Origin of the sequence: Bradyrhizobium sp. HKCCYLS1011, from assembly GCF_051167795.1 — a bacterium.
GTDB lineage: Bacteria > Pseudomonadota > Alphaproteobacteria > Rhizobiales > Xanthobacteraceae > Bradyrhizobium.
On sequence record NZ_JBNPTT010000013.1, the window covers coordinates 20,378 to 41,418 of the forward strand.

The window sequence follows — 21,041 nt, forward strand, 5'->3', positions numbered from 1 at the left end:
CCGTTGACGAAAGATCAGTGGATCTGCGTGGCCGGCTCGGCCTTCGCATGGTGTGAGCGGGACAGCAACAGCGTCAGGACCGCGGAGAGCAGCAGCAGGCCGGCAACGAAATAGAGCCCGCCGTTGAAGCTGCCGGTCCGGTCCTTGATCCAGCCGATCATGGCCGGCCCCGCGAACCCGCCGAGATTGCCGATCGAGTTGATGGTGGCGATGCCGGCCGCCGCCGCAGGCCCCGACAGGAACATCGTCGGCATGCTCCACAGCGGCGGCTTCGACGAGGAGATCCCGATGTTCACCAGCGTGAGCGCGGCGAGCACGGCCGTCACGCTGGCGGCAAGGCCGGCAAACCACAGCCCCAGCGCCGCCAGCAGGCAGGCCAGCACGACGTGCCAGGTGCGCTCCCCGGTGCGATCGGAATGCCGCGCCCACAGGATCATGACCACGACGGCAACGCTCGGCGGCACCGCGTTGAGGAAGCCGACCTCGAGCGAGGACAGGCCGAACTGCTTGATGATCTGCGGCGCCCAGACGCTGAGCGTATAGAGCCCGGCGGAGGTGCCGAAATAGACCAGCGACAGCGCCAGCACGCGGATGTCGGCAAGGCCGCGCCACACCGAGTGGCTCGCGATCCCCGCCCTGCTCGTCACCTCTGCATTCATCGTCCGCACCAGCCAGCTCCGCTCCTCGTCAGTGAGCCATCGCGCCTGCTCCGGCCGATCCGTCATGTAGCCGAGCACGATGAAGCCGAGCAGCACGGCGGGCAAGGCCTCGATCAGGAACAACCACTGCCAGCCGGCAAGACCGAGCAGCCCGTGCATCTCCAGCAATGCGCCCGAGATTGGCGATCCCAGCACGGTCGACAGTGGCGCGGCCGCCATGAACAGCGCCGTGACCGCGGCGCGCTGCCGTGCCGGAAACCAGTAGGACAGATAGAGGATGATACCGGGAAAGAAGCCGACCTCCGCAACGCCGAGCAGGAAACGCAGCGCATAGAAGCTCGCCGGCCCCTGCACGAAGGCCATGGCGCCCGACACGATGCCCCAGGAGATCATGACGCGCGCGATCCAGAGCCGCGCCCCGAACCGGTCGAGCGCCAGGTTGGACGGCACCTCGAACAGGAAATAACCCCAGAAGAAGATGCCAGCGCCGAAGCCGAACACCGTCGGCGAGAGGCCGATATCCTTGTTCATGGTCAGCGCCGCAAAGCCGATATTGACGCGGTCGATGAACGCCACGAAGTACAGCAGCATAATGAAGGGAATGATGCGCCAGGTGATCTTGCGCAGCACACGGGTCTCGAGCTCGCTTCCCATCATCTCCTCCCGACGCGATCTTCTTTTTGTCAGAGCGGAAACTAAGCGGCGGCGCAGGCAAGGTTCAATCGCCGCTTGTTTATACAAAAAATTGATATAATCCGGGATCGTCTCGCCGGGATTTCGCCTATGGACCTGCACCAGCTTCGCTGCTTCGTCGCCGCTGCCGAGGAGCTGCATTTCGGCAAGGCGGCGCAACGCCTGCAGATGCTGCCGTCCGCCCTCGGCCGCCACATCAAGCTGCTGGAGGAGGATCTGGCGACCCAGCTGTTCGCCCGGACGACCCGTGCGGTGTCGCTGACGGAGCAAGGCACGGCGCTGCTGCGGGACGCCCGCGCGATCCTGTCCCGGGTCGAAACGGTCGAGCAGAGCTTCCGCCGCCGCGCCCGGGCCGCCACGGTTCGCCGCCTCCGGGTCGGCGCGATCGACAGCGCGGCGGCCGGTCTGCTGCCGCCCCTCCTGCACGACTTCCGCGCCCGACATCCCGAGATCGGGGTGCAGCTTTCCGAAGAGAAGACGATCCGGCTGCTGCCCAAGATCCTCTCCGGCGCGCTCGATCTCGCCTTCGTGCGGCCGCCGGAGCGGACCGACAAGCGGCTCGAATTTCGCCCCCTGCTCGACGAGACCGCTGTCGTCGCCCTTCCGCAGCGGCACGCGCTGGCCGCACGCAAGTTCATTTCGCTGGGCGAGATCGCCGACCAGCCGCTGATCGTGCCGGACCGCCGCTCGCGGCCGCACAGCCACGACCTGACCATGAAGCTGTTCGAGCAGGCCGGGCTGACGCCTGAGGTGGCCCAGCTCGCCGACGAGAAGCAGACCATCGTCCATCTGGTCGCGGCCCGGCTCAAGGTTGCGATCGTACCGCGCTGGACCTCGCGGCTGGCGATATCGGGCGTGCGCTTCGTACCGCTCAAGCTGAAGCGCGGCAGCAGCGTCGGACGGCTGCCGCTGGCCGCCGCCTGGCTGCGCGGCTCGCGCGATCCGGCGCGCGACGCCATGCTTTCCATTCTCGAGGCCAGGCTCCCCACTTACGCGCGCGGCGCGTGAACGGGAGGAACCCTCCGATCACGTTACGGTTGCCTGACAGCGCGGACCACCGGAACGCGTTGCGCAGGGATCACCTCACGTGGACAGCCAGACCTTCAACCCGGCATCGGATATCGACGGCGTCTCAGAGCAGCAGAAGCGGGAGATTCAGTCCCAGAGCCGGCCGAGCGCCGCGCTGATCCATGAGACCATCCGCGCGGAAGGCGAAAGCGAGCTGGAGCGGCGCTGGTGGGCGATCCTGATCTCCGGCCCGGCCGCAGGCCTGTCCATGGGATTGTCCCTGATCGTGCAGGGCGAGTTTCACGCCTTCGTCTCCGACGAAGCGACGCGGCGACTATTTGCGCCACTTGGCTACACGGCCGGCTTCCTGGTGGTCGTTCTGGGACGGCAGCAGCTTTTCACCGAGAACACGCTGACGCCGATCCTGCCGCTCCTACATCATCGCGATCTCGCCACCTTGGTTCGCGTCGCCCGCCTCTGGTTCTTGGTCCTTGCAGCCAACATCATCGGCACCTGGGCCGTCGGCACGGCGTTGGCCCACACCGACATTTTCGAACCGCGGATCGTCGGTGCCTTCGTGGAGCTCGGTCACCGCACCATCGAAGGCAGCTTCGCCTCGACATTCGTGCGGGCGGTGTTTGCCGGCTGGCTGATCGCGCTGATGATGTGGCTGCTGCCGGCAGTCCGGGGCGCCGGAGCCCATATCATCGTGGTGATGACCTATCTGGTCGCGCTCGGGGAGTTCTCGCACATCATTGCCGGCTCGGTCGATTGCGCCTTTCTGGTCCAGAGCGGCAAGGCGTCGTTCGGCGACTATGTCGGCGTCTTCTTCGTGCCTACGCTACTCGGCAACATCGTCGGCGGCACCACGCTGGTCGCGCTGTTGAACTACGGCCAGGTCGCTGCGGAGCTCGAAGGCGGAGCATCGTAACGTCCGGCGCGGGGTCGTGAGGCGTCACGGCCAGCTGGCACGCATATGCCGGCCTGCTCTGATGAGATTGGCTTCCGCCCAGCCGAACTATCGCATGTTACAATTGTAGCTCGACGAGCTCTCCGACAACGAGAATGGCGGTGGGAGGCGCGGGCTTCGTTCGCCAAAATGTCGCATTTTCTGGCCACGCGTGACGGGCACGTTCGTGCACCCTATGGTGATCATCCTCTTTTGATAGGAGACCCGATGACCGAGATGAAGTCAGTTGCCGCCACAAACTCCAATCAGACTGATAGCTCGCGCGCCGAAGAAGCTCAGCCCTTGATCATCGAGCGCACTCCGGCTCCGGAAGTCCTGGACTCCAAGCGGGTTCAGATCGGTGATGGTGCGTGCGAATTCGATTGACGTCCTTCATATATTGAAGTGGTCCAGCAGCAGCTGGTGCGTCCTGTCCGAGAAGCGCATTTGCAAAAGTCAACGGCGATGGACCACCAACTGACTTGTCAATGCTGGTAGAGCTCTGGATTTGACGCCTGCGTCTCGGTCCTCTTGCAGACAGGTCGCGAGCGTCAAATCCGCTTCGAACAGGTGGCCCAGGCGCCCGCCCGGGCGGCCGGAGGTGAACGTGAGCATCGTCTCGTTTTATAAAATCATTTCCGACGGCATCCCGCCGCAACGGGCCAGCAGATCCGCCGCGGGGACCTTGCCAGCCCGCGCAATTCGCTTTTGCGAGCCGGTGACAAGCGCTTCAGGATTTGGCTGGTACGTGTTCTTGCCGATGGAATTCACCGTCGTTTGGGACGGGACCGAAGCAGTTTGGACATATCCAGCTGCAGACGGCCGCTGGTATCCGTTGAGATCGGCGCAGTATCCTCATTTCAGCGAGCGCTTCGACAGAGCGGCTCCGGAATCTTGCCGAGGGTTTGCTCCTCCGTTCCTGACGCTGACTGACGACCATGCAATTCTACAGATTTGGACCGGCGTAATCGCGCGAACGGCTTCCGACTGGAGTCTGCTCCTGAGATATCCGGCAAACCTGTCTCGAAACCGAGGCTATGATATGATGGAAGGCATAGTGGAGACCGACCGCTGGTTCGGTCCACTGTTCGTCAACGTTCGGCTGATCGGATCGAACGTTCCGTTGCAGTTCAGGGCGGATCGCCCGTTCTTGCAGGTTCAGCCCTTGCATCGCTCCACCTATGCAGAGCAACTGCTCAATGACTTTACCGTCGTGTCGGGACCGGAAGCGCTCGCGGCAGTAGACTGGGACGCATATGGACGTACCGTCGTTGCAACAAACACGAATCCAGATCGCCGGCTCGGTTCTTACGCGGTCGCCGCACGAAAGCGGCGTGCGCTAGAACGATCGGGAGCAATCGAGAGTTCGGACACTGGCGGTGTCGACAAGATTATCGAGCCATAGATGACGCGAACTCGTCTCAACGTCGGCTTCATTTGCGACATGACATCTTACGCATGACATTCGAGATGCAGAAAAGTCCCGCATGACCAGTCAGACACGAGGAATAGCGCTGATCTTGCTGGCCTATGTGCTGCTCTCGACAGAGATGATCGCGATTCATCAGGTCGGACACGCCGTCGGAACTTTGGAGGTTGCTTTTCTGCGCAGTCTGGGCAGCGTGGCACTCGTCGCCGCTCTCTCCCGGAAAATCGGCTTCCGGGTGTTCAAGACGGAAATGCCGGGTCTTCAGGTTATAAGGAGCTGCCTTTCCCTGCTCGGCTTCTGGGCATTCATTTACGCGTTCAGTCACCTGCCGCTGTTGAACGCGACGGCCCTGAGCTATACTCAGGCTCTGTTCGTGACCGGCTTCGCCGCGGTACTTCTGACCGAACCGATCGGACTTCGTCGCTGGTCGGCCAGCCTTGTCGGGCTCTGCGGCGCCTTGATCGTGATTCATCCCACGTTCACCGCGTGGGACAGCGTATACCTTGTCGCAATGGCGGCCCCGTTCTTTAATGGTGCGGCGCTTACCGTCACAAAGCTGCTGGAAAATCGCGATTCCCCGCTCACCGTCATGGCCTGGCTGAGCGCGACCTACTTGGCATTTTCGTCCATGGCGCTGGCTGACTGGACCTCTCCATCGCTCACGGAATGGCCCTGGCTCATCGCGATCATGATCATAGGTCCCCTGGGCACCTACATACGAATACTTGCGATCCGGCAGGCCGATATTTCGGTCCTGGCTCCCTATGACTACACTCGCCTTGTGATCAACGCCCTGGTCGCTGTCGTTGAATTCCGCGAATTGCCGGACGCGACGACAATCACTGGAGTAATCATCATCATTGCCGGATGTCTGATCGTGACGCTGTTCTCGGATCAGACTTTCCGCAAGGCGAACGCCGCGGCGTTAGTCCGAAATATCAGTTCGCGCTAGGGCCTCGCTACCGAAGTTCGCAACGAATTTGTCCTAACGTGCGCGCAGCCCGCACGCGATGAGACCTCACGGCCAGTCGGCGAAATCGAGCGACGGCCGCAGCCGTCCGCTGCGCGCCCGCGCCGCCATGTTGCGGCGCCACGCGCCCGGCGCCTCGCCGGTGTGTTTGGTGAAGAAGCGGCTGAAATAGGCAGTGTCCTTGAAGCCCAGCGCGAAAGCGATCTGCTTGACGGTCGCGCTGCTCGTCTCCAGTCGCCTGGCCGCTTCCTGGACGATGCGCTGCTGGATCAGCGCGCTCGGCGAGCGCTGCAAGGCGCGGCTGCACAGCGAATGCAGCCGGTCCGAGGTGACTCCGAGCAGCTGCGCATAATCGGCAACACGCAATTGCTGTTGGTATCGCTCCTCCACCAGCCTGCGAAAGCGGCCGAGGATGTCGGCGCTGTTGCCCGGTGCGGCGCCATCGGCCGTCTCGGCAAACAGCCGCCAGAAGCGTAGCACGCAAAGCGAGAGTTCCGCTGACAGGATCGAGGCGCTGGCGCCGCGCGCCGGCGCAGCCAGCTCGGCCGCGATCGACGCGATAGAGCGCGCAAGTGCCGCGGCGAGATCCGCTTCGACCGGAAAGGCGAGCATGCCGGTCACGCCGGCGAGGTCCAGATAGGCCGCTTCCGCTGACGGCGGCAGATAGCGGTGCCAGCTGTCCGCGCGCAGCCGCAACAGATGCGCGCTGGCGCCGGCCGCGATTTCGAGCTGCTCGGCGCTTCCGGCCGGCAACCAGACCAGCGCCGGCCCGGACCATGCGGTGATCTCGCCGTCCCCATGTGCCGCCGCCGCGCCGGAGGTCAGTGCTAATAGGTGAATGCAGGGTCGTACTGCCTGTGAATTCAGGGCCCATTGCCGCGCGACGAAATGCGAGCCGACCACCTCGGCGGCGACGGGATGAGCTGCATCAGGCGCAACCACGAGCCCGGCGCTCCGGCTCCCCGCCAGCGCGGGAACCCGGGAACGGGCGCCAGATGAGTGCATCTTTTCGCCGGATCCGTCCATTGCGCCAGGGAACCCGACAGTGCTTCCTTGGTCAAGCCCGGACAGCCGCAAACAACAATGGCGGACAACAAGGCCGGGCCAAGAGGAACGCCACATCGGCACGCCGCCGAACAATCCGGCGTGCCCCAGGGAGGAGGCTCGACATGGTTTCGACACAGCGTCGGACATGGCTGCGCATCGCCAGCCTGACAGCATTGGCCGCGGCACTGGGGACCTTTGCGTCCCCTGCCCCCGCGCAGGACAAGATCCGCATCGGCTATGCGATCTCGAAGACCGGGCCGTATGCCGGCGGCGCGGGGATCACGACCTTGCCCAACTATCAGCTCTGGGTGAAGGACGTGAACGCGGCGGGCGGCATCAAGCTCGGCGACAAGCGGCTGCCGATCGAGGTCATCGAGTATGACGACCGCAGCTCGTCGGAAGAGGCGGTGAAGGCGATCGAACGCCTCGCCAATCAGGACAAGGTCGATTTCATTCTGCCGCCCTGGGGCACCGGCCTCAATCTCGCGGTCGGCCCGACCTTGAACCGGCTGGGCTACCCGCATCTCGCGGTCACCTCGGTGACCGACAAGGCGCCGGAGCTCGCCAAGCGCTGGGCCAATGCCTCCTTCTGGCTCGGCACCTCGGCGCAGCTCTCGCAAGGGCTGGCCGATCTGCTCGGCAAGCTGAAAAGCGAGGGCAAGATCGGCGGCACCGTCGCCATGGTCAGCGTGGCCGACCAGTTCGGCATCGAGCTCGCCGCCGCCGGCCGCGAGGCTTTCAAGAAGGCCGGCCTGACCGTCGCCTATGACAAGACCTACCCACTCGGCTCGCAGGACATCCAGCCGCTGCTCAAGGATGCGATCGCCTCCAACGCCGACACCTTCATCGCCTTCAGCTATCCGCCAGATACGCTGGCGCTGACCGAGCAGGCGCAGCTTTTGAAGTTCAATCCGAAGGTGTTCTATGTCGGCGTCGGCACCGCGTTTCCGCTGTTCAAGGCCAAGTTCGGCGGCAACGCCGACGGCGTGCTCGGGATCGGCGGCTGGAACGCGGATTCGCCGCCGCTGAAGGACTATCTCGCCCGCCACAAGGCCGCGACCGGCCAGGAGCCGGACCGCTGGGCCAGCCCGATCACCTATGCGAGCCTCGAGGTGCTGCAGCAGGCGATCGAGAAGGTCGGCAAGGTCGACCGCGCCGCGGTCGCCAAGGAAATCCGCGACGGCACGTTCGAGACGATCATCGGCAAGGTGAAGCTGAAGAACGGGCTCCTGCAGGAGGTCTGGGCCGTCGGCCAATGGCAGAACGGCGAGTTCTATGGGCTCGCTCCGGCGACGCTCACCGGCGCACGCCCAGCCGTCGTGCCGAAGCCCGAGTGGAAGTAGCGAGGTGAGCCCGGCAGGCGGCCGCATCGGCCGTCTGCTTTGTCGGGCCATAAGGCGCCGCCATGTTGCTGTTCGACATTCTCCTGCCTGGCCTCGTGCTTGGCGGCATGTATGCGCTCATCGCGCTCGGGCTGACGCTGCAATATGGCGTCGCGCGCATCATGAACCTCTCCTATGGCGAGGCGCTGGTGGCGGCCAGCTTTGCGGCGCTGTCGCTCTACACCGGGCTGTCGCTGAGCCCGCTGCTCGCGCTGCTGCTTGCCGTGCCGATTGCAGCGGTGCTGAACTGGCTGCTCTACCGGCTGCTGCTGGTACGGCTGGTCCGCCGCAACAAGGACGCAGGCGCCCAGGAGGTCGACAGCATCCTCGTCACCTTCGGCGTGCTGTTCGTGATCCAGGGGCTGATGCTGGTCGCGTTCGGCGGGCAGTATTACAGTTACAGCTATCTCTCGATCCCGGTCGTCATTCTCGGCTCGACCTTGGCGGTGAACCGGCTGATCGCGCTGGCCTTCGCGGCGGTGATCGGCACCGCCGTCTATCTCGCGCTGACGCGCACGCGGCTCGGCACGGCGGTGCGCGCGGTCGCGGTCGATGCCAGAGCCGCGAGCCTGGTCGGCATCGATGTCGCCGCGCTGGCAGGGTTCGCCTTCGCCTTTGGCGGCGGACTCGTCGCCGCCGGCGGCGTGCTGGTCAGCATGTTCCTGACCTTCAACGCCGCGATGGGCGTCGTCTTCACCATGAAGGCGCTGGTGGTGGTGATCATGGGCGGCGTCGGCAATGTCATGGGCGCGCTGATCGCAGGCCTGCTGCTCGGTATCGTCGAGACCGCGGTGGCGCGGCTGGTCGATCCCGGCTTGACCCTGGCTGCGACCTATGCGCTGTTTCTCGCGGTGCTGCTGGTGCGGCCGACCGGCCTGTTCGGAAAGGCCACCTCGTGACCGGCCGCAACGCCACCCTCATGCTCATCGCCCTGCTCCTCGGCGCCGCGATCGTCGCCGTCCCGTTCTACGCCAACGGCTATTATCTCGCGCTCGGCATCAGCATTCTCTATTTCACGGTGCTGGCCACCGCCTGGGCGATGTTCTCCGGTCCTACCCGCTACATTTCGCTCGCCACCGCCGCATTCTTCGGTATCGGCGCCTACAGCGCCGCGATCACGGCGGAGACCTTGTCCTGGCCGCTGCAGCTGTTGGTCGCGGCCGGCGCGGGCGGCGTGGTCGCCGCGATCACGGGGGTGTCGACCTTGCGGCTCTCCGGCATCTATTTCGTGATCTTCTCCTTTGGCCTCGCCGAGTTGATCCGGCAGCTCGTGATCTGGTACGAGGTCAACGTCCATAAGTCGGTCGGCCGCTATCTGTTCAGCGATCTCACCCAGGAGATGCTGTATTGGCAGCTCCTCGCCCTCGCCGCGGTCGTGCTACTCGCGGGTTATGCGCTGAACCGCTCGCGCTACGGATTGGCACTGCGCGCGATCGGCGCGGACGAGACCGCGGCGCGCCATGCCGGCATCAATGCCACGCTGGTGAAGCTCGGCGTCTTTGTGGCGAGCGCCGTGTTCATGTCGGTGGCCGGCGCGATGATGGCGCCGCGCTGGACGTACATCGATCCGGCGATCGCCTTCAACCCGATGATCTCGTTCCAGGTCGTCATCATGGCGCTGCTCGGCGGTGCCACCCATCTGCTCGGCCCGCTGCTTGGTGTCGTGCCGCTGGTGCTGCTGTTCGAGGTGCTGACCGCGGCGCTGCCGAACCATTTCAGCATCGTGCTCGGCCTGGTGTTCATCGCCATCGTGATGGCGCTGCCGCAAGGCGTGATCGGACTGGTCGCGCCGCTGTTGGCGCGCCCGCATACCAAGCCCGCGGCGACGGCCGCCGTCGGCGAAGGCGCACTGCTGTCAGTGGAAGGGGTGAGCAAATCCTTCGGTGGCTTGCGTGCGGTCGAGGGCGTGAGCCTCACCGTTGCACAGGGCGAGATCCTCGGCATCATCGGTCCGAACGGATCGGGCAAGACTACCCTGCTCAACATGCTCTCGGGCGCGCTCGTTCCCACCACCGGCACGATCCGGCTTGGCGACGCCGTCATCAGTGGCCTTCCGGCGCATAAAATCGCGCGGCTCGGCCTCGCCCGCACTTTTCAGCTTGTGCGCGTGATGCCGGAGCTGTCGATCGCCGAAAACGTCGCCGCGGCGGCGCTGTTCCGCGCCGGCGCGAGCGCAGGCAGCGAGACGGAGATCCACGACCTGCTGGAGCTGGTCGGGCTTGGCCGGCGGTCGGATACGCCCGCAGGCGAGCTGACCTATATCGATCAGAAGCGGCTGGAGCTTGCGCGGGCGCTGGCACTTGAGCCCCGCATCCTCCTGCTCGACGAATGGCTGGCGGGGCTCAATCCGAGCGAGCTCGAAACCGGCATCGCGCTGATCGCGCGCTTGCGCGATCGCGGACTGACCATCGTCATGGTGGAGCATGTGATGGACGCGATCCGCGCGCTCTGCAATCGCTGCCTGGTGATGAGCGCGGGAAAGGCGATCGCCAGCGGCACGCCCGAGGTGGTGCTCGCCGATCGCACTGTCATCACGGCCTATCTGGGAGAGGCCGATGCTTGAGGTCTCGCGTCTGTCGCATTCCTACGGCAAGCATCGCGCGCTCGCCGATATCGCGCTTCAGGTCGGGCGCGGCGAGATCATCGCCATTCTTGGCGCCAACGGCGCCGGCAAGTCGACCTTGCTGCAGGCCATCACCGGACTGATCAGGCCGGCGACAGGGTCGATCATCCGGTTCGAAGGCAAAGATATCGCCGGCCTTCTGCCGCATCTGATCGTCGAGCGCGGCATTGCACTGGTGCCGGAAGGGCGTGGCGTGTTCGGCGAGCTGACGGTCGCCGAGAACCTGCAGCTCGGCGCCTATCCTCCGCGCGCCCGCGAACGCGAAGCCGAGCAGCTCGCCCATGTGCTGCAACTGTTTCCGCGCCTGGGTGAGCGCCTGGGCCAGGCCGTGCGGACCATGAGCGGCGGCGAGCAGCAGATGGTCGCGATCGGGCGGGCGCTGATGTCCAATCCTGCGCTGCTGCTGCTCGACGAGCCGTCGCTGGGGCTGTCGCCGCTGCTGAGCCGCGAGGTGTTTCGCGCGCTGCAACGCATCCGTGCCGATGGTGTCGCCATTCTCCTGGTCGAGCAGAATGCCCGCGCGAGCCTCGACATCGCCGACCGGGTCTATCTGATCGAATCCGGGCGCAATGCCGGCCACGGTGCAGCGGCCGACATGAAGAACAATCCCGATATCCAGCGCGCCTATCTCGGCAAGGCGCGCGCCTCCTCCCCGATATCCAAATCCCCTGAGACGATGGAGCGACCGATGAATGCGATCAACCTTTTGATCGGCGGCAAGGACCAGGCGGCAGCCAACCAGCGCACCTATCAGCGCCTCAATCCGATCAGCGGCGAGACCGCGAGCATCGTCGCGGCGGCTTCGGTCGAGGACGCGTTGCGCGCCGCCGACGCGGCTGCCGCCGCCTTCCCCGTCTGGTCCCAGCTTGCGCCCGGCGAGCGCCGCAAGCGGCTCAGCGCCGCGGCCGACGCGCTGGCACGCAATGCCGCCGAATTCACCGCACTCATGGTGGCCGAGACCGGGGCGACCGCCGGCTGGGCCGGCTTCAATGTGCATCTCGCCGAGGCCATGCTGCGCGAAGCGGCTGCGATGACGACGCAGATCGCGGGTGAGGTGATCCCGACCGATGTGCCCGACAATCTCGCGCTGGCCTTCCGGCAGCCGGTCGGCGTCGTGCTCGGCATCGCGCCCTGGAACGCGCCGGTCATCCTCGGTGTCCGCGCGGTGGCGATGCCGCTCGCCTGCGGCAACACCGTCGTGCTCAAGGCGTCCGAGATGAGCCCTGGTGTGCACCGCCTGATCGGCAGCTGCCTGGCGGAAGCCGACCTTGGCGACGGGGTCGTCAATGTCGTCACCAATGCCCCGGAGGATGCGCAAGCCGTGGTCGAGGCGCTGATCGCGCACCCCGCGGTGCGCCGGGTCAACTTCACCGGCTCGACCCGCGTCGGCCGGCTGATTGCGCTCGCCTGCGCCAAGCATCTGAAGCGCTGTTTGCTCGAGCTCGGGGGCAAGGCCCCGCTCGTCATTCTCGACGACGCCGATCTCGATGCGGCCGTCGATGCGGCGGCCTTCGGCGCCTTCATGAACCAGGGCCAGATCTGCATGTCGACCGAGCGCATCGTGGTCGACGACAAGGTGGCAGATGCGTTCGTCGCGAAGTTCGCGGCCAAGGCCAACAGCCTGCCCTACGGCGATCCCCGTCAGGGCAACGTCGTGCTGGGCTCGCTGGTGTCGGGCGCGGCATGCGACCGGGTCGGTGCGCTGATCGACGACGCGCTCGCCAAGGGCGCGGTGCTCGCCGCCGGCGGTCGCGGCAGCGGCACGATCATGCCGGCAACAATAGTCGATCGCGTCACGCCGGCAATGCGTATCTATGGTGAGGAAAGCTTTGGCCCCGTGGTCACGGTGGTGCGCGTCAGCGGCGTCGAGGAGGCCGTGCGCGTCGCCAACGACACCGAATATGGCCTCTCCTCCGCCGTGTTCGGCCGCGATATCGCGCGCGCGCTCGGCGTCGCCAAGCGGATCGAGGCCGGCATCTGCCATATCAATGCGCCGACCGTGCATGACGAGCCGCAGGTGCCGTTCGGCGGCGTCAAGGCCTCGGGCTACGGCCGCTTCGGCGGCAAGGCGGCCATCGACGAATTCACCGAACTGCGCTGGATCACGGTGCAGACCGGCCCGCGCCATTATCCGTTCTGAGAAGCGCTGCATTCAGCCCGGCAGCGGCGCCTCGGCGATATCGAGCAGCGCGCCGAGGCCGTGGCGCAGGCTGCGCATCGGCACCTGTTCGGACGACAGGCCAAGCGCCAGCAGCGAGCGGCCTGTCACCTCGTAGACATGCCCGAACGGGAACGACGGCAGCGTCGCCTCGGGCCGGTTGGTGTCGATCAGGCCGAGCCAGTTGCGTCCCTCCGGCACCTCCGGCAAGGTGAAGTTCACCACGTCATAATGGGCGTTGTAGATCAGCAGGAGCGTGGCATCGGAGCCGCGGCGCTTGACGCCGGTCTCCTGCGCGCGGCCATCGAGCAGCATGCCGAAACAGCGCGCATTGCCGTCGGTCCATTGCTCGACCGCCATCTCCTCGCCCGCAGGCGACAGCCAGGTGACGTCCTTCACGCCCAATTCCTCGTTGAGCGAGCCGACCAGGAAGCGGCTGCGATAGAGGATCGGAAACGCCTTGCGCATCGCGATCAGCTTGCGGGTGAACTCGCGCAAGCTCCTCCCCTGCGGCGTGATCGCCATCCAATCGAGCCAGGTGGTCTCGTTGTCCTGGGCATAGGCATTGTTGTTGCCGTGCTGGGTGTGGCCGAACTCGTCGCCGGCGAGCAGCATCGGCGTGCCATGCGACAAGAGCAGCGTCGCGAGCAGGTTGCGCTTCTGCCGTTCGCGCAGTTCGATGATCTCGGGATCATCGGTCGGACCCTCGGCGCCGCAATTCCAGGAATGGTTGTTGTCGTGGCCGTCGCGATTGTCCTCGCCGTTGGCCTCGTTGTGCTTGTCGTTGTAGGAGACGAGATCGTTGAGATTGAAGCCGTCATGGGCGGTGATGAAGTTGACGCTCGCCCACGGCCGACGTCCACGCTTGTTGAACAGATCCCCTGAACCGGAGATGCGCTTGGCGAAGTCGGCCAGAGCGCCGGGATCGCCTTTCCAGAAGGCGCGCACAGTGTCGCGGAACTTGTCGTTCCACTCCGCCCAGCCGGGCGGAAACTGACCAACCTGATAGCCGCCGGGACCGATGTCCCAGGGCTCCGCGATCAGCTTGACGCTGGAGAGCACCGGATCCTGCCGGCAGGCATCGAGGAAGCTGCCGCCCTCGTCGAAACCATAGGGCTCGCGCGCCAGGATGGTGGCGAGGTCGAAGCGGAAGCCGTCGACCCGCATCTCGGTGGCCCAATAGCGCAGCGAATCCGCGACCAGCTGCAGCACGCGCTGATGCGACAGGTTCACCGTGTTGCCGGTGCCGGTGTCGTTGATGTAGTAGCGCATGTTGTCGGGCAGGAGCCGATAGTAGCTCGCGTTGTCGATGCCCTTGAACGACAGCGTCGGCCCGAGCTCGTTGCCTTCGGCGGTGTGGTTGTAGACCACGTCGAGGATCACCTCGATGCCGTTGGCGTGGAACTGATTGACGAGCGTCTTGAATTCGGTGGCGAAGAGTGTCTTGAGGTAGCGCGGCTCCGGCGCGAAAAAGCCGATCGTGTTGTAGCCCCAGTAGTTGCGCCGGCCCATCTCCACCAGGTAGCTGTCATCGATAAAGGCATGGATCGGCAACAGCTCGGCCGACGTGATGCCGAGCGAGCGCAAATAGGCCGGGACGTCGTGATGGGCAAGGCCTGCGAAGGTGCCGCGATCGGCGTCCGGCACCATCGGATGCAGCCGGGTGAAGCCCTTCACATGCATCTCGTAAGTGATGGTGCGTTCCCAGGGGATCTCGGGCTTGCGCGACGCTCCCCAGGTGAAGGCCGGATCGATCACGCGACATTTCAGCATCGACGCCGCGCTGTCGCGCTCGTCGAAGGACAGATCCTTGTCGGGATGATCGAGCTGGTAGCCGAACAGCTCAGGACCCCAGCGCAAGGACCCGACCAGCTGCTTGGCATAGGGATCGATAACGAGCTTGTTCGGATTGAACCGGTGGCCTGCGTCAGGCTCATAGGGACCGTGCACGCGATAGGCATACACCGTGCCGGGACGCGCGGTCGGCAGATAGCCGTGCCAGACCTCGTCGGTATATTCCGGCAGCTCGATCCGCTCGAGCTCGGTCTCGCCATTGTCATCGAACAGGCAGAGCTCAACCTTGGTGGCATGCGCGGAGAACAGCGCGAAGTTGACGCCGAGCCCGTCCCACGTGGCGCCGAGCGGAAAGGGCCTGCCTTCGCTGATCGGGGATTTGCGCAAATTGAATGCAGCCTGCGTCAGAGCGTCGCCCTGCCTGGTCAGTTGATCCATGTTGCCCCCTGCCCAATCCGGATCGCCGTTAGGGTAACGTCTCCGGCATCGCGCCGACATCGGCGCTGGTCTCGGCGACCGAAGCGATGACGGCCGCTGGCGGCACCTCCGCAGCCGGGGCCAGCCTGCCGCTGCGCTGCGAATGCACTTCCTTGGAAATAGCTGCGATCGAATTGCCGATCCGGCCGACGATCTCGGTCAATTCCGCCTGCGACAGCCCGAGCCGCCGTGTGACAATGCGGACCTGGACGCGGTCGGTGAGATCGAGCTTGTTGCGGATCGGCTGGATTTTGGGACGACGCATAGGGGTTCCTCCTGCTATGTACCTAACCGCCGCTCCGACCATTGGTTCCCGCCGCGGGCAGAACCACCGCAAAGACGTGCGTCGTCGCTCTCGCGGCGCCATGGGCCCGAGGCATTTTGGCGAATTTGCCCTCTCATCAGGCAGAGGGCGCAGGGAATGCCGGGCGCTGGCCGCGCCCATGGCCCGCCTGCAGAAGAAAAGCAGGCGGCAGTTACCACAGGTACAGCCGAGACAGCCCGGCATCCCCTGCGCGACGGCTTTACGGCTTATACGTGATCTCCCCGGGGACCGGCTTTCTTGCCCCCGTCCGCGTGATGCAAAACATCATCGCGTCGCGACAACGCTTGCGCGTTGCGCAGACCTCAGCACCGGGAGGCCAGGACCACACGACTTCGCCGTGCACACCGGATCGTTCGTCCGCATGATTAGATCATGCTGCAACCCGATGAGCCCATCGCATCCCGCTTCAACGTTCGTGACGATCGCGATACGTCCCTCCTGAGAGAAGCGGGATGCGTGGAGTATGCACGATTTACGAAAATACGAAACAGGAATATTTTTCGCGAGAGGGCTGGACAGGTTTTTGCGCAAAGTGCCCGGCGGGCAAATCACCGAGCTGGCGGAGATCTCGAAATGACGCCAATGACACCATCTTGGGACGAGCAGATCCTGCTGTGCCAAATCAGAGGACATCTCATCCTCAGTCGAGCCCCGAACTCCTCCCGACTATTCGCGTCAACTATACGGTGCTTCCTTGTCTGACCGTTTCTCGACAATGGTCGCAGTCTCTTCCACTCCCTTTTCGTAGTTGCCCGCTAACCTCTCGATACCATTGGCCCACATCCTCAGCATGGAGACCTGAAGGCGCATAATTGACTTCAGAGCATTCATGCCGATTGCTGTCGCCGGGGTTACGCGCCCTTGTTGGTCGTGCGCGAAGCGGTGAGCGCTGGAGGTCTTGTCTGCCATGCTGTTCGCTCCTTCTGTGGTGTTCTGTGTAAAGCTAAGCGTCTCGTGATGCACTACGCGTTTCTAAGTGCTCGGCCAAAGCGCGATCCGCCGCGAGCCTCGCAGCCCGATCGTCATGAAATTCGTCCAAACTTTTCAAGTAAGCGACTGCCGCGATTTGCAAGAGATCGAAGTCGTAATCGCCGGCATCACAAAGATTGGTGACGTATCGGTAGATAGCGGAACGCCGGCTATCGTTCTCGCTGATACCGCTGTGGAGCAGCAAGTAGTTGCGCCAAGCGAACGCACATGCGCCTTCTATGGCCTGAGAAGTCATGGGCATCTCCCCGACATTGCGGAGCTCTCCTCTGTGGGGCTCTCCCCAAGGCAGAGAAAGACTGATGAGCCGTTTCGTTCCGCCAATTGCTCACGCGTAGTGCTGTTCCGTCGCTGCGCCGCAAGCTGTTTGCGGACGAGCGATGTCGGCGCTGCAATAAGCGACGTGATGAGGGTAACGGGTCTCGCGGTGGATGTTTCACGTCGGGCCAAGAACTGCCTCGAGAGGCGCATTTATGAAGGTGCGTGTGTTCCCCGGAACAAGAGATTGCAGAACGTGCACGACTTCCGGTTTTGGCTCGTTGGAGACCTTCTGGTCAGCGCCCAAGACGTCCGCTAACGGGGCTTGGTTGGTCATCATTCCATAGCCTACAGGGCAGCTTTTGGGCCCGGAGCAGACGTTGGATTGTTCGGCATTTCTTGGTTGTCGTTCACTGCACATCAACCTGTCCGAGAGTAGCTTTTTACTGCCTATATTGCGCAACTAACTCGGGATTTCTCGATGCCGAACCAATGGTCCAAGTGGTGGTGGCTCAGGGTGTCCTCTATTCCCCATTGGTCAAGCGACGAGCGCCGCGCAGCCGCCACGTTTTGCGTGACATGTTTGGTTGCCTGCCTGTTCCTAAGTGTGGTGTTCGCAGGGTGCATTTCTCCGCTGAGGTTCAGCTTTGATCTGACATTGAGTGTGTCATTCGGGATCGCGCTATTGGCTACAGTGCCAAACCTTCGTGGCCTAACAACAGCGCTGTTCCCTAACACAATCCAGAAAGGTGATCAGGCAGCGGCGGACAGAGTCGGAGGCGAAGTGTTTCTGCCGGATGAAAAGATAAAGCCGACCCTTTGGTGGTGCGATTATCACCCGGGCGCAAGCCACAACATCTCGTGGGAAGAGCAACATATCAAGATCGCGATATTCCTCATCGCAATTCTGATTTTCTTCCCGTGCATCCTTTATTTGCCGCGATACCTTATGGAAAGATTTGGCCTGACCCAGTCAAGCTCGCTGGTCGCAATTATCCTAGCAATACTGCCCCTGTCGCTCATCGTCGCCCGGAAATTGAGCATTCGGATTTGGCCTGATATCGCAAGGCGCGCCGAAGAGAATGCAGTTGCGAGATGCAATCCTCCCAAGCCAAAGGTAAGACGGTGAACTTAAAGTGCGGTTGTGGCCCATTCCGGCCCACCTAGCCGGACCGGATGAGGTCAGCGCGGGGGCGCAACCGGACATTCTCGCTTGGCGAGTCGGAATGCCGCTTTTGAACCCCAAAGGACATCCAACCGAAGACGGCTCGAAACGGCAGGTCTGGAAATTTCGTCTCCTGATCTGTTTGGACAGGCAGTTGGGTGCTTCCCTATTGGAACACTCGCATCATCAAATTAGAACAGTTAATGAGCGGCGGACTTGGCGAACTGGATTGCCAGGCCTCCGCCGATGAAAAAGCGAAAAAGATCCACAGGAGGCGAAAATATTGTCGCCTGAGCATTCGCCCTCTGTCATTAAGCTCTTCAGGAGCGGGCGTCCTTCTAAGCAGCATCGACTTCCATCTGCGGACCCCCGGCCGCAAATTCACGTACATTTCCGCGCCGAGAAGCCACGTCAAAGTACCCAAGACAATAAAGCCAGCAATCCAGCTTCCTTGAAGGATGATCAGCCAAGTTGGCATCTTCCGCACCTCGTACTGTCCATTACCGCGCTGCCGCCTAAGATGGCGGCCTCTCCCTATCGGGCCAAGCCAGCGACGTCACCTCAAAGCCCAAGGCGCTATCCGCCGATCACCCGGCGATGTCCGCTTTCCAGGCGCAATTCGGACCAGCGCGCCGCCAGCCCAAGACAGCCGCTTCTGACCATTCCGGACGCCGAAGGATTTCACGGCGATGTTGTCTGCACTCAGGCGGTTTGATGCTGAGCAAGCAGGATTCTCGCCCGTCGCACGACACGCGCGACGGCGAATCCGGTCAGACCGAGTCCTAATATCAGCATCGTTAAATTGACGACCGAGTGTCCGCGGTCGTTGAGCGCCGATCGCCCGACAGCACCCATGTAGACGAAGATCACAATCTGCGGCAGTTGGCCGAAAAAAGTGGCGGCCGTATACGGAAACAGACCGATTCGCGACAGGCCGAACAGATAATTTGTTATGGTTCCAGGGATCGGCGACGCCAGACGCAGCAACACGATCAGACGCCATCCTTCATGGTTGGTCGCTTCGACCGCCGCCTGCCACACGGGCCGGCGTTGGACCGCCCGGGCGAAGCGCGAACGCAGCAGATGGCGGGACGTCAAGAACCCCAGAATCGCGCCTGCTGTCGCAGCGAGGGCCGCAATCGGTATTGCCGCAAATCCCAGCATGAGTCCGCCGGCGATACACAACGGAGGTCGAGGAACGAACACTAGCGATCCTATTACGAGTGCGACGATCAGCGCGCCCATGCCAATGAGCGGAGCGCTTTGTAGTGCGGTGATTAACTCTACGAGCGTCGTCGTCACTGCGGCCCACCTTGAGCTTCTTTTGCAACCTAGATCATGCACGCGCTTTTTTCGGGGAACTCTTTACGTTCTGAAGGGCACCTTCAACAAGGTGCGCAAGCAGGATCAACCGAAAGTTTGGTGGCTTCGAGGGTTGAGAGGCCGCTTATGGCCCCATTCCGGTCCTTTCCGGCGGCGCCGAGGATGTGCGCTCTCAGGCGCAATTCGGACCAGCGTGCCGGGAGCCTGAGACCGCCGCTTCTTCGCTTTCGACGCGATGCAGCCGATCGGCGTGTTCGGACCGAGCGTCCGCTTCTGAAGGAAGGCCGGCCGTCACGACGCTTAGGCACCTTTTTGCAGCCCGCTTTTCTGGAAATGCTCAACTGCCTCATCAACATGGACCCAATGATGCTTCGACCGCTCGAATACCGAAAAGGCGGGAGCCGGAAAGCCAGGGTCGCCCAGCGCGCCAACCGCGACGCCGATGAGAGACGGCGAGCCGTCGGGCTTCCAATAGACCGTCGAGCCGCATGTTGGACAAAAATAGCATCGCACCTTACGGCCGCTGTCGCCGACGTGAACGAACTCCGTAGCCGTTCCCGAGATCTCGACGGTGTCAATCGCATGGAAAACGCCGAGGCCGAATGGCGAACCGGTTCGTCGCTGGCAAGCGAGACAGTGACACGCGACAATCAGCTTTGACGTTTCTCGCAACTTCAGTGAAAGAGCGCCGCAAATGCATTGGGCAATAGCCATGTGATCGTCTCCCGTCTTTCTCGGTGAAGTTACATCGGAATGTGGGGGATGAGACGCAGGCTGGACCGGAGGAGCAAGGGCCGCGCGACCGAAGCAAGGGTCGCATGCGTCACGTAACAAGATATCCTCTTTCGGAAGACTGCGGCAAGACAAAACAATCCGAATGGTCGTCTGTCACCTTTTGGTCTTGGCCGTGGATCCCGAGTAAGGCGTCGCGGTTACTTCTGCCCTGTGAGGAAAGCGGATCGATTTTGCTCGATGCGAGCCTTTCCGCTAATTGCCGATCGCAACATATTGCGCTGCCGCACAAATTTGGTCGCTAAAGGCAAAGCGGACGTCACCTTCGCCGCATCACGCTGCCGGGTTTATGAGTATACCGACGACCAGACGCACAACTGGTTGAGCCCTGGCCGGGTGCCACTGAGCCACCTTGCCGAGGCACTTCAGCTCGCACGCAGCAGCTCCGCAATCCGATTGTTGGCGCGGCGAAGCCGCCGGCAAAGCTCGCGGTTGATGTTCTGCATGACGATCACATAGGCGTGGATGTCGGCCTTGTAGTACGCGTACAGACATCGGGCCGTGAGCTCGTACAGCACGGTCGGACTCTCGGCGATGACGGTGGCCGATCGGTTCTGCATTTCGATCAGCGTCATCTCGCCAAAGAAATCGCCCGGCTCAAGCTTCGCCATGTGAATGAAGGCGCCGGAATCCCTGCGCTTGTCGACCACGAGCGTGCCAGTGTGAACGACGAACATCGAACGGCCCGGCTCGCCTTCTGACACGATCGTGCTGCCAGCGTCGAACCGGCGCTCGACCAGCATCGAGGCCAGGAGATCGAGGCTCGCATCGGAAAGGCCGCCGAAAAAAGGTGTGGCGAGCAGGAATGCTTTCAGATCGGGCGAGCTGACAGCCATGGCCGAGTATACCGCCACGCTCATCGGCGGCAAGCGAGTGTCCCGCCAGGGCGACCTGCCGCGCGTGTCCTGGATCGTGATCCGATGAGAGGGAATCGGATCATGATCTCATCTCTCGTTTGAGCATGATGATTTCGGAAAGCGGTTTCCACTTCTCCGCGTCATG

19 protein-coding genes and 1 pseudogene are annotated in these 21,041 nt (G+C 63.2%); 11 read left to right on the forward strand and 9 right to left on the reverse strand.

Going from position 1 to position 21,041, the window contains the following annotated elements; all coding sequences use genetic code 11:
• Positions 1–14: 14 nt before the first annotated feature.
• Positions 15–1,313, reverse strand: a complete 1,299-nt coding sequence (locus ACQR1W_RS34155) for an MFS transporter (protein WP_434854882.1) — start codon at positions 1,311–1,313, stop codon at positions 15–17.
• Positions 1,314–1,442: 129 nt separating this feature from the next.
• On the opposite strand from ACQR1W_RS34155, the gene ACQR1W_RS34160 reads away from it, so the two are divergent.
• The 5 genes from ACQR1W_RS34160 to ACQR1W_RS34180 all read left to right on the forward strand — a co-directional run bounded on the left by ACQR1W_RS34160 (position 1,443) and on the right by ACQR1W_RS34180 (position 5,690).
• A complete protein-coding gene (locus tag ACQR1W_RS34160) occupies positions 1,443–2,360 on the forward strand; it encodes a LysR substrate-binding domain-containing protein (RefSeq protein ID WP_434854883.1) in 918 nt (305 codons plus the stop codon).
• A gap of 79 nt (positions 2,361–2,439) precedes the next feature.
• Entirely contained in the window at positions 2,440–3,291 is an 852-nt protein-coding gene (locus ACQR1W_RS34165) for a formate/nitrite transporter family protein (protein WP_434854884.1), read from the forward strand.
• Positions 3,292–3,537: 246 nt separating this feature from the next.
• Complete coding sequence (locus ACQR1W_RS34170) at positions 3,538–3,696, forward strand: hypothetical protein (protein ID WP_434854885.1); 159 nt, start codon at positions 3,538–3,540, stop codon at positions 3,694–3,696.
• A 220-nt stretch (positions 3,697–3,916) separates the two neighbouring features.
• Positions 3,917–4,714, forward strand: a complete 798-nt coding sequence (locus ACQR1W_RS34175) for a DUF6065 family protein (RefSeq protein WP_434854886.1) — start codon at positions 3,917–3,919, stop codon at positions 4,712–4,714.
• Positions 4,715–4,796: 82 nt separating this feature from the next.
• Positions 4,797–5,690 carry a DMT family transporter gene (locus ACQR1W_RS34180; RefSeq protein ID WP_434854887.1) on the forward strand — a complete coding sequence of 298 codons (894 nt, stop codon included), beginning with the start codon at positions 4,797–4,799 and terminating at the stop codon, positions 5,688–5,690.
• Positions 5,691–5,756: 66 nt separating this feature from the next.
• On the opposite strand, the gene ACQR1W_RS34185 is transcribed toward ACQR1W_RS34180, so the two are convergent.
• On the reverse strand, positions 5,757–6,650 hold the full coding sequence (locus tag ACQR1W_RS34185; RefSeq protein ID WP_434854888.1) for a helix-turn-helix domain-containing protein: 894 nt from the start codon (positions 6,648–6,650) through the stop codon (positions 5,757–5,759).
• A gap of 227 nt (positions 6,651–6,877) precedes the next feature.
• On the opposite strand from ACQR1W_RS34185, the gene ACQR1W_RS34190 reads away from it, so the two are divergent.
• From ACQR1W_RS34190 to ACQR1W_RS34210, 5 genes and pseudogenes are all read left to right on the forward strand, one after another.
• Entirely contained in the window at positions 6,878–8,098 is a 1,221-nt protein-coding gene (locus tag ACQR1W_RS34190) for an amino acid ABC transporter substrate-binding protein (RefSeq protein ID WP_434854889.1), read from the forward strand.
• A 62-nt stretch (positions 8,099–8,160) separates the two neighbouring features.
• Positions 8,161–9,036, forward strand: coding sequence for a branched-chain amino acid ABC transporter permease (locus ACQR1W_RS34195; RefSeq protein ID WP_434854890.1), 876 nt, complete (start codon positions 8,161–8,163; stop codon positions 9,034–9,036).
• Entirely contained in the window at positions 9,033–10,700 is a 1,668-nt protein-coding gene (locus ACQR1W_RS34200) for a branched-chain amino acid ABC transporter ATP-binding protein/permease (protein ID WP_434854891.1), read from the forward strand. The genes ACQR1W_RS34195 and ACQR1W_RS34200 overlap by 4 nt, the downstream gene beginning before the upstream one ends.
• A pseudogene (locus ACQR1W_RS34205) lies at positions 10,693–11,169 on the forward strand (ABC transporter ATP-binding protein); the annotation flags it as partial. The gene ACQR1W_RS34200 and the pseudogene ACQR1W_RS34205, both read left to right, overlap by 8 nt.
• Before the next feature lie 279 nt (positions 11,170–11,448).
• Positions 11,449–12,900 carry an aldehyde dehydrogenase gene (locus ACQR1W_RS34210; RefSeq protein WP_434855102.1) on the forward strand — a complete coding sequence of 484 codons (1,452 nt, stop codon included), beginning with the start codon at positions 11,449–11,451 and terminating at the stop codon, positions 12,898–12,900.
• A gap of 12 nt (positions 12,901–12,912) precedes the next feature.
• Here ACQR1W_RS34210 and glgX read toward each other — a convergent pair whose 3' ends face one another.
• From glgX to ACQR1W_RS34230, 4 genes are all read right to left on the reverse strand, one after another.
• Positions 12,913–15,150 carry a glycogen debranching protein GlgX gene (glgX, locus tag ACQR1W_RS34215; protein WP_434854892.1) on the reverse strand — a complete coding sequence of 746 codons (2,238 nt, stop codon included), beginning with the start codon at positions 15,148–15,150 and terminating at the stop codon, positions 12,913–12,915.
• A 28-nt stretch (positions 15,151–15,178) separates the two neighbouring features.
• Positions 15,179–15,454: a DUF3606 domain-containing protein gene (locus ACQR1W_RS34220; RefSeq protein ID WP_434854893.1), complete on the reverse strand. Its 276-nt coding sequence runs from the start codon at positions 15,452–15,454 to the stop codon at positions 15,179–15,181.
• Positions 15,455–16,189: 735 nt separating this feature from the next.
• Positions 16,190–16,423: a hypothetical protein gene (locus tag ACQR1W_RS34225; protein ID WP_434854894.1), complete on the reverse strand. Its 234-nt coding sequence runs from the start codon at positions 16,421–16,423 to the stop codon at positions 16,190–16,192.
• A 34-nt stretch (positions 16,424–16,457) separates the two neighbouring features.
• Positions 16,458–16,739, reverse strand: a complete 282-nt coding sequence (locus ACQR1W_RS34230; protein ID WP_434854895.1) for a hypothetical protein — start codon at positions 16,737–16,739, stop codon at positions 16,458–16,460.
• A 501-nt stretch (positions 16,740–17,240) separates the two neighbouring features.
• Between ACQR1W_RS34230 and ACQR1W_RS34235 the strand changes: the two genes are divergently transcribed.
• Positions 17,241–17,888, forward strand: coding sequence for a hypothetical protein (locus tag ACQR1W_RS34235; RefSeq protein ID WP_434854896.1), 648 nt, complete (start codon positions 17,241–17,243; stop codon positions 17,886–17,888).
• Between the two features lie 738 nt (positions 17,889–18,626).
• Here ACQR1W_RS34235 and ACQR1W_RS34240 read toward each other — a convergent pair.
• The 3 genes from ACQR1W_RS34240 to ACQR1W_RS34250 all read right to left on the reverse strand — a co-directional run bounded on the left by ACQR1W_RS34240 (position 18,627) and on the right by ACQR1W_RS34250 (position 20,875).
• Entirely contained in the window at positions 18,627–19,226 is a 600-nt protein-coding gene (locus ACQR1W_RS34240) for a TVP38/TMEM64 family protein (protein ID WP_434854897.1), read from the reverse strand.
• A 321-nt stretch (positions 19,227–19,547) separates the two neighbouring features.
• A complete protein-coding gene (locus ACQR1W_RS34245; protein ID WP_434854898.1) occupies positions 19,548–19,961 on the reverse strand; it encodes a GFA family protein in 414 nt (137 codons plus the stop codon).
• Between the two features lie 443 nt (positions 19,962–20,404).
• Positions 20,405–20,875: a Crp/Fnr family transcriptional regulator gene (locus ACQR1W_RS34250; protein ID WP_434854899.1), complete on the reverse strand. Its 471-nt coding sequence runs from the start codon at positions 20,873–20,875 to the stop codon at positions 20,405–20,407.
• Positions 20,876–21,041 lie beyond the last annotated feature (166 nt).

Excerpts from the sequence above, each read along its gene's own strand:
- ACQR1W_RS34155 (WP_434854882.1), bottom strand. The coding sequence starts at position 1,313 with ATGGGAAGCGAGCTCGAGACCCGTGTGCTGCGCAAGATCACCTGGCGC.
- ACQR1W_RS34160 (WP_434854883.1), top strand. The coding sequence starts at position 1,443 with ATGGACCTGCACCAGCTTCGCTGCTTCGTCGCCGCTGCCGAGGAGCTG.
- ACQR1W_RS34170 (WP_434854885.1), top strand. The coding sequence starts at position 3,538 with ATGACCGAGATGAAGTCAGTTGCCGCCACAAACTCCAATCAGACTGAT.
- ACQR1W_RS34180 (WP_434854887.1), top strand. The coding sequence starts at position 4,797 with ATGACCAGTCAGACACGAGGAATAGCGCTGATCTTGCTGGCCTATGTG.
- ACQR1W_RS34190 (WP_434854889.1), top strand. The coding sequence starts at position 6,878 with ATGGTTTCGACACAGCGTCGGACATGGCTGCGCATCGCCAGCCTGACA.
- ACQR1W_RS34195 (WP_434854890.1), top strand. The coding sequence starts at position 8,161 with ATGTTGCTGTTCGACATTCTCCTGCCTGGCCTCGTGCTTGGCGGCATG.
- ACQR1W_RS34210 (WP_434855102.1), top strand. The coding sequence starts at position 11,449 with ATGAATGCGATCAACCTTTTGATCGGCGGCAAGGACCAGGCGGCAGCC.
- glgX (WP_434854892.1), bottom strand. The coding sequence starts at position 15,150 with ATGGATCAACTGACCAGGCAGGGCGACGCTCTGACGCAGGCTGCATTC.
- ACQR1W_RS34220 (WP_434854893.1), bottom strand. The coding sequence starts at position 15,454 with ATGCGTCGTCCCAAAATCCAGCCGATCCGCAACAAGCTCGATCTCACC.
- ACQR1W_RS34225 (WP_434854894.1), bottom strand. The coding sequence starts at position 16,423 with ATGGCAGACAAGACCTCCAGCGCTCACCGCTTCGCGCACGACCAACAA.
- ACQR1W_RS34230 (WP_434854895.1), bottom strand. The coding sequence starts at position 16,739 with ATGACTTCTCAGGCCATAGAAGGCGCATGTGCGTTCGCTTGGCGCAAC.
- ACQR1W_RS34235 (WP_434854896.1), top strand. The coding sequence starts at position 17,241 with ATGCCGAACCAATGGTCCAAGTGGTGGTGGCTCAGGGTGTCCTCTATT.
- ACQR1W_RS34245 (WP_434854898.1), bottom strand. The coding sequence starts at position 19,961 with ATGGCTATTGCCCAATGCATTTGCGGCGCTCTTTCACTGAAGTTGCGA.
- ACQR1W_RS34250 (WP_434854899.1), bottom strand. The coding sequence starts at position 20,875 with ATGGCTGTCAGCTCGCCCGATCTGAAAGCATTCCTGCTCGCCACACCT.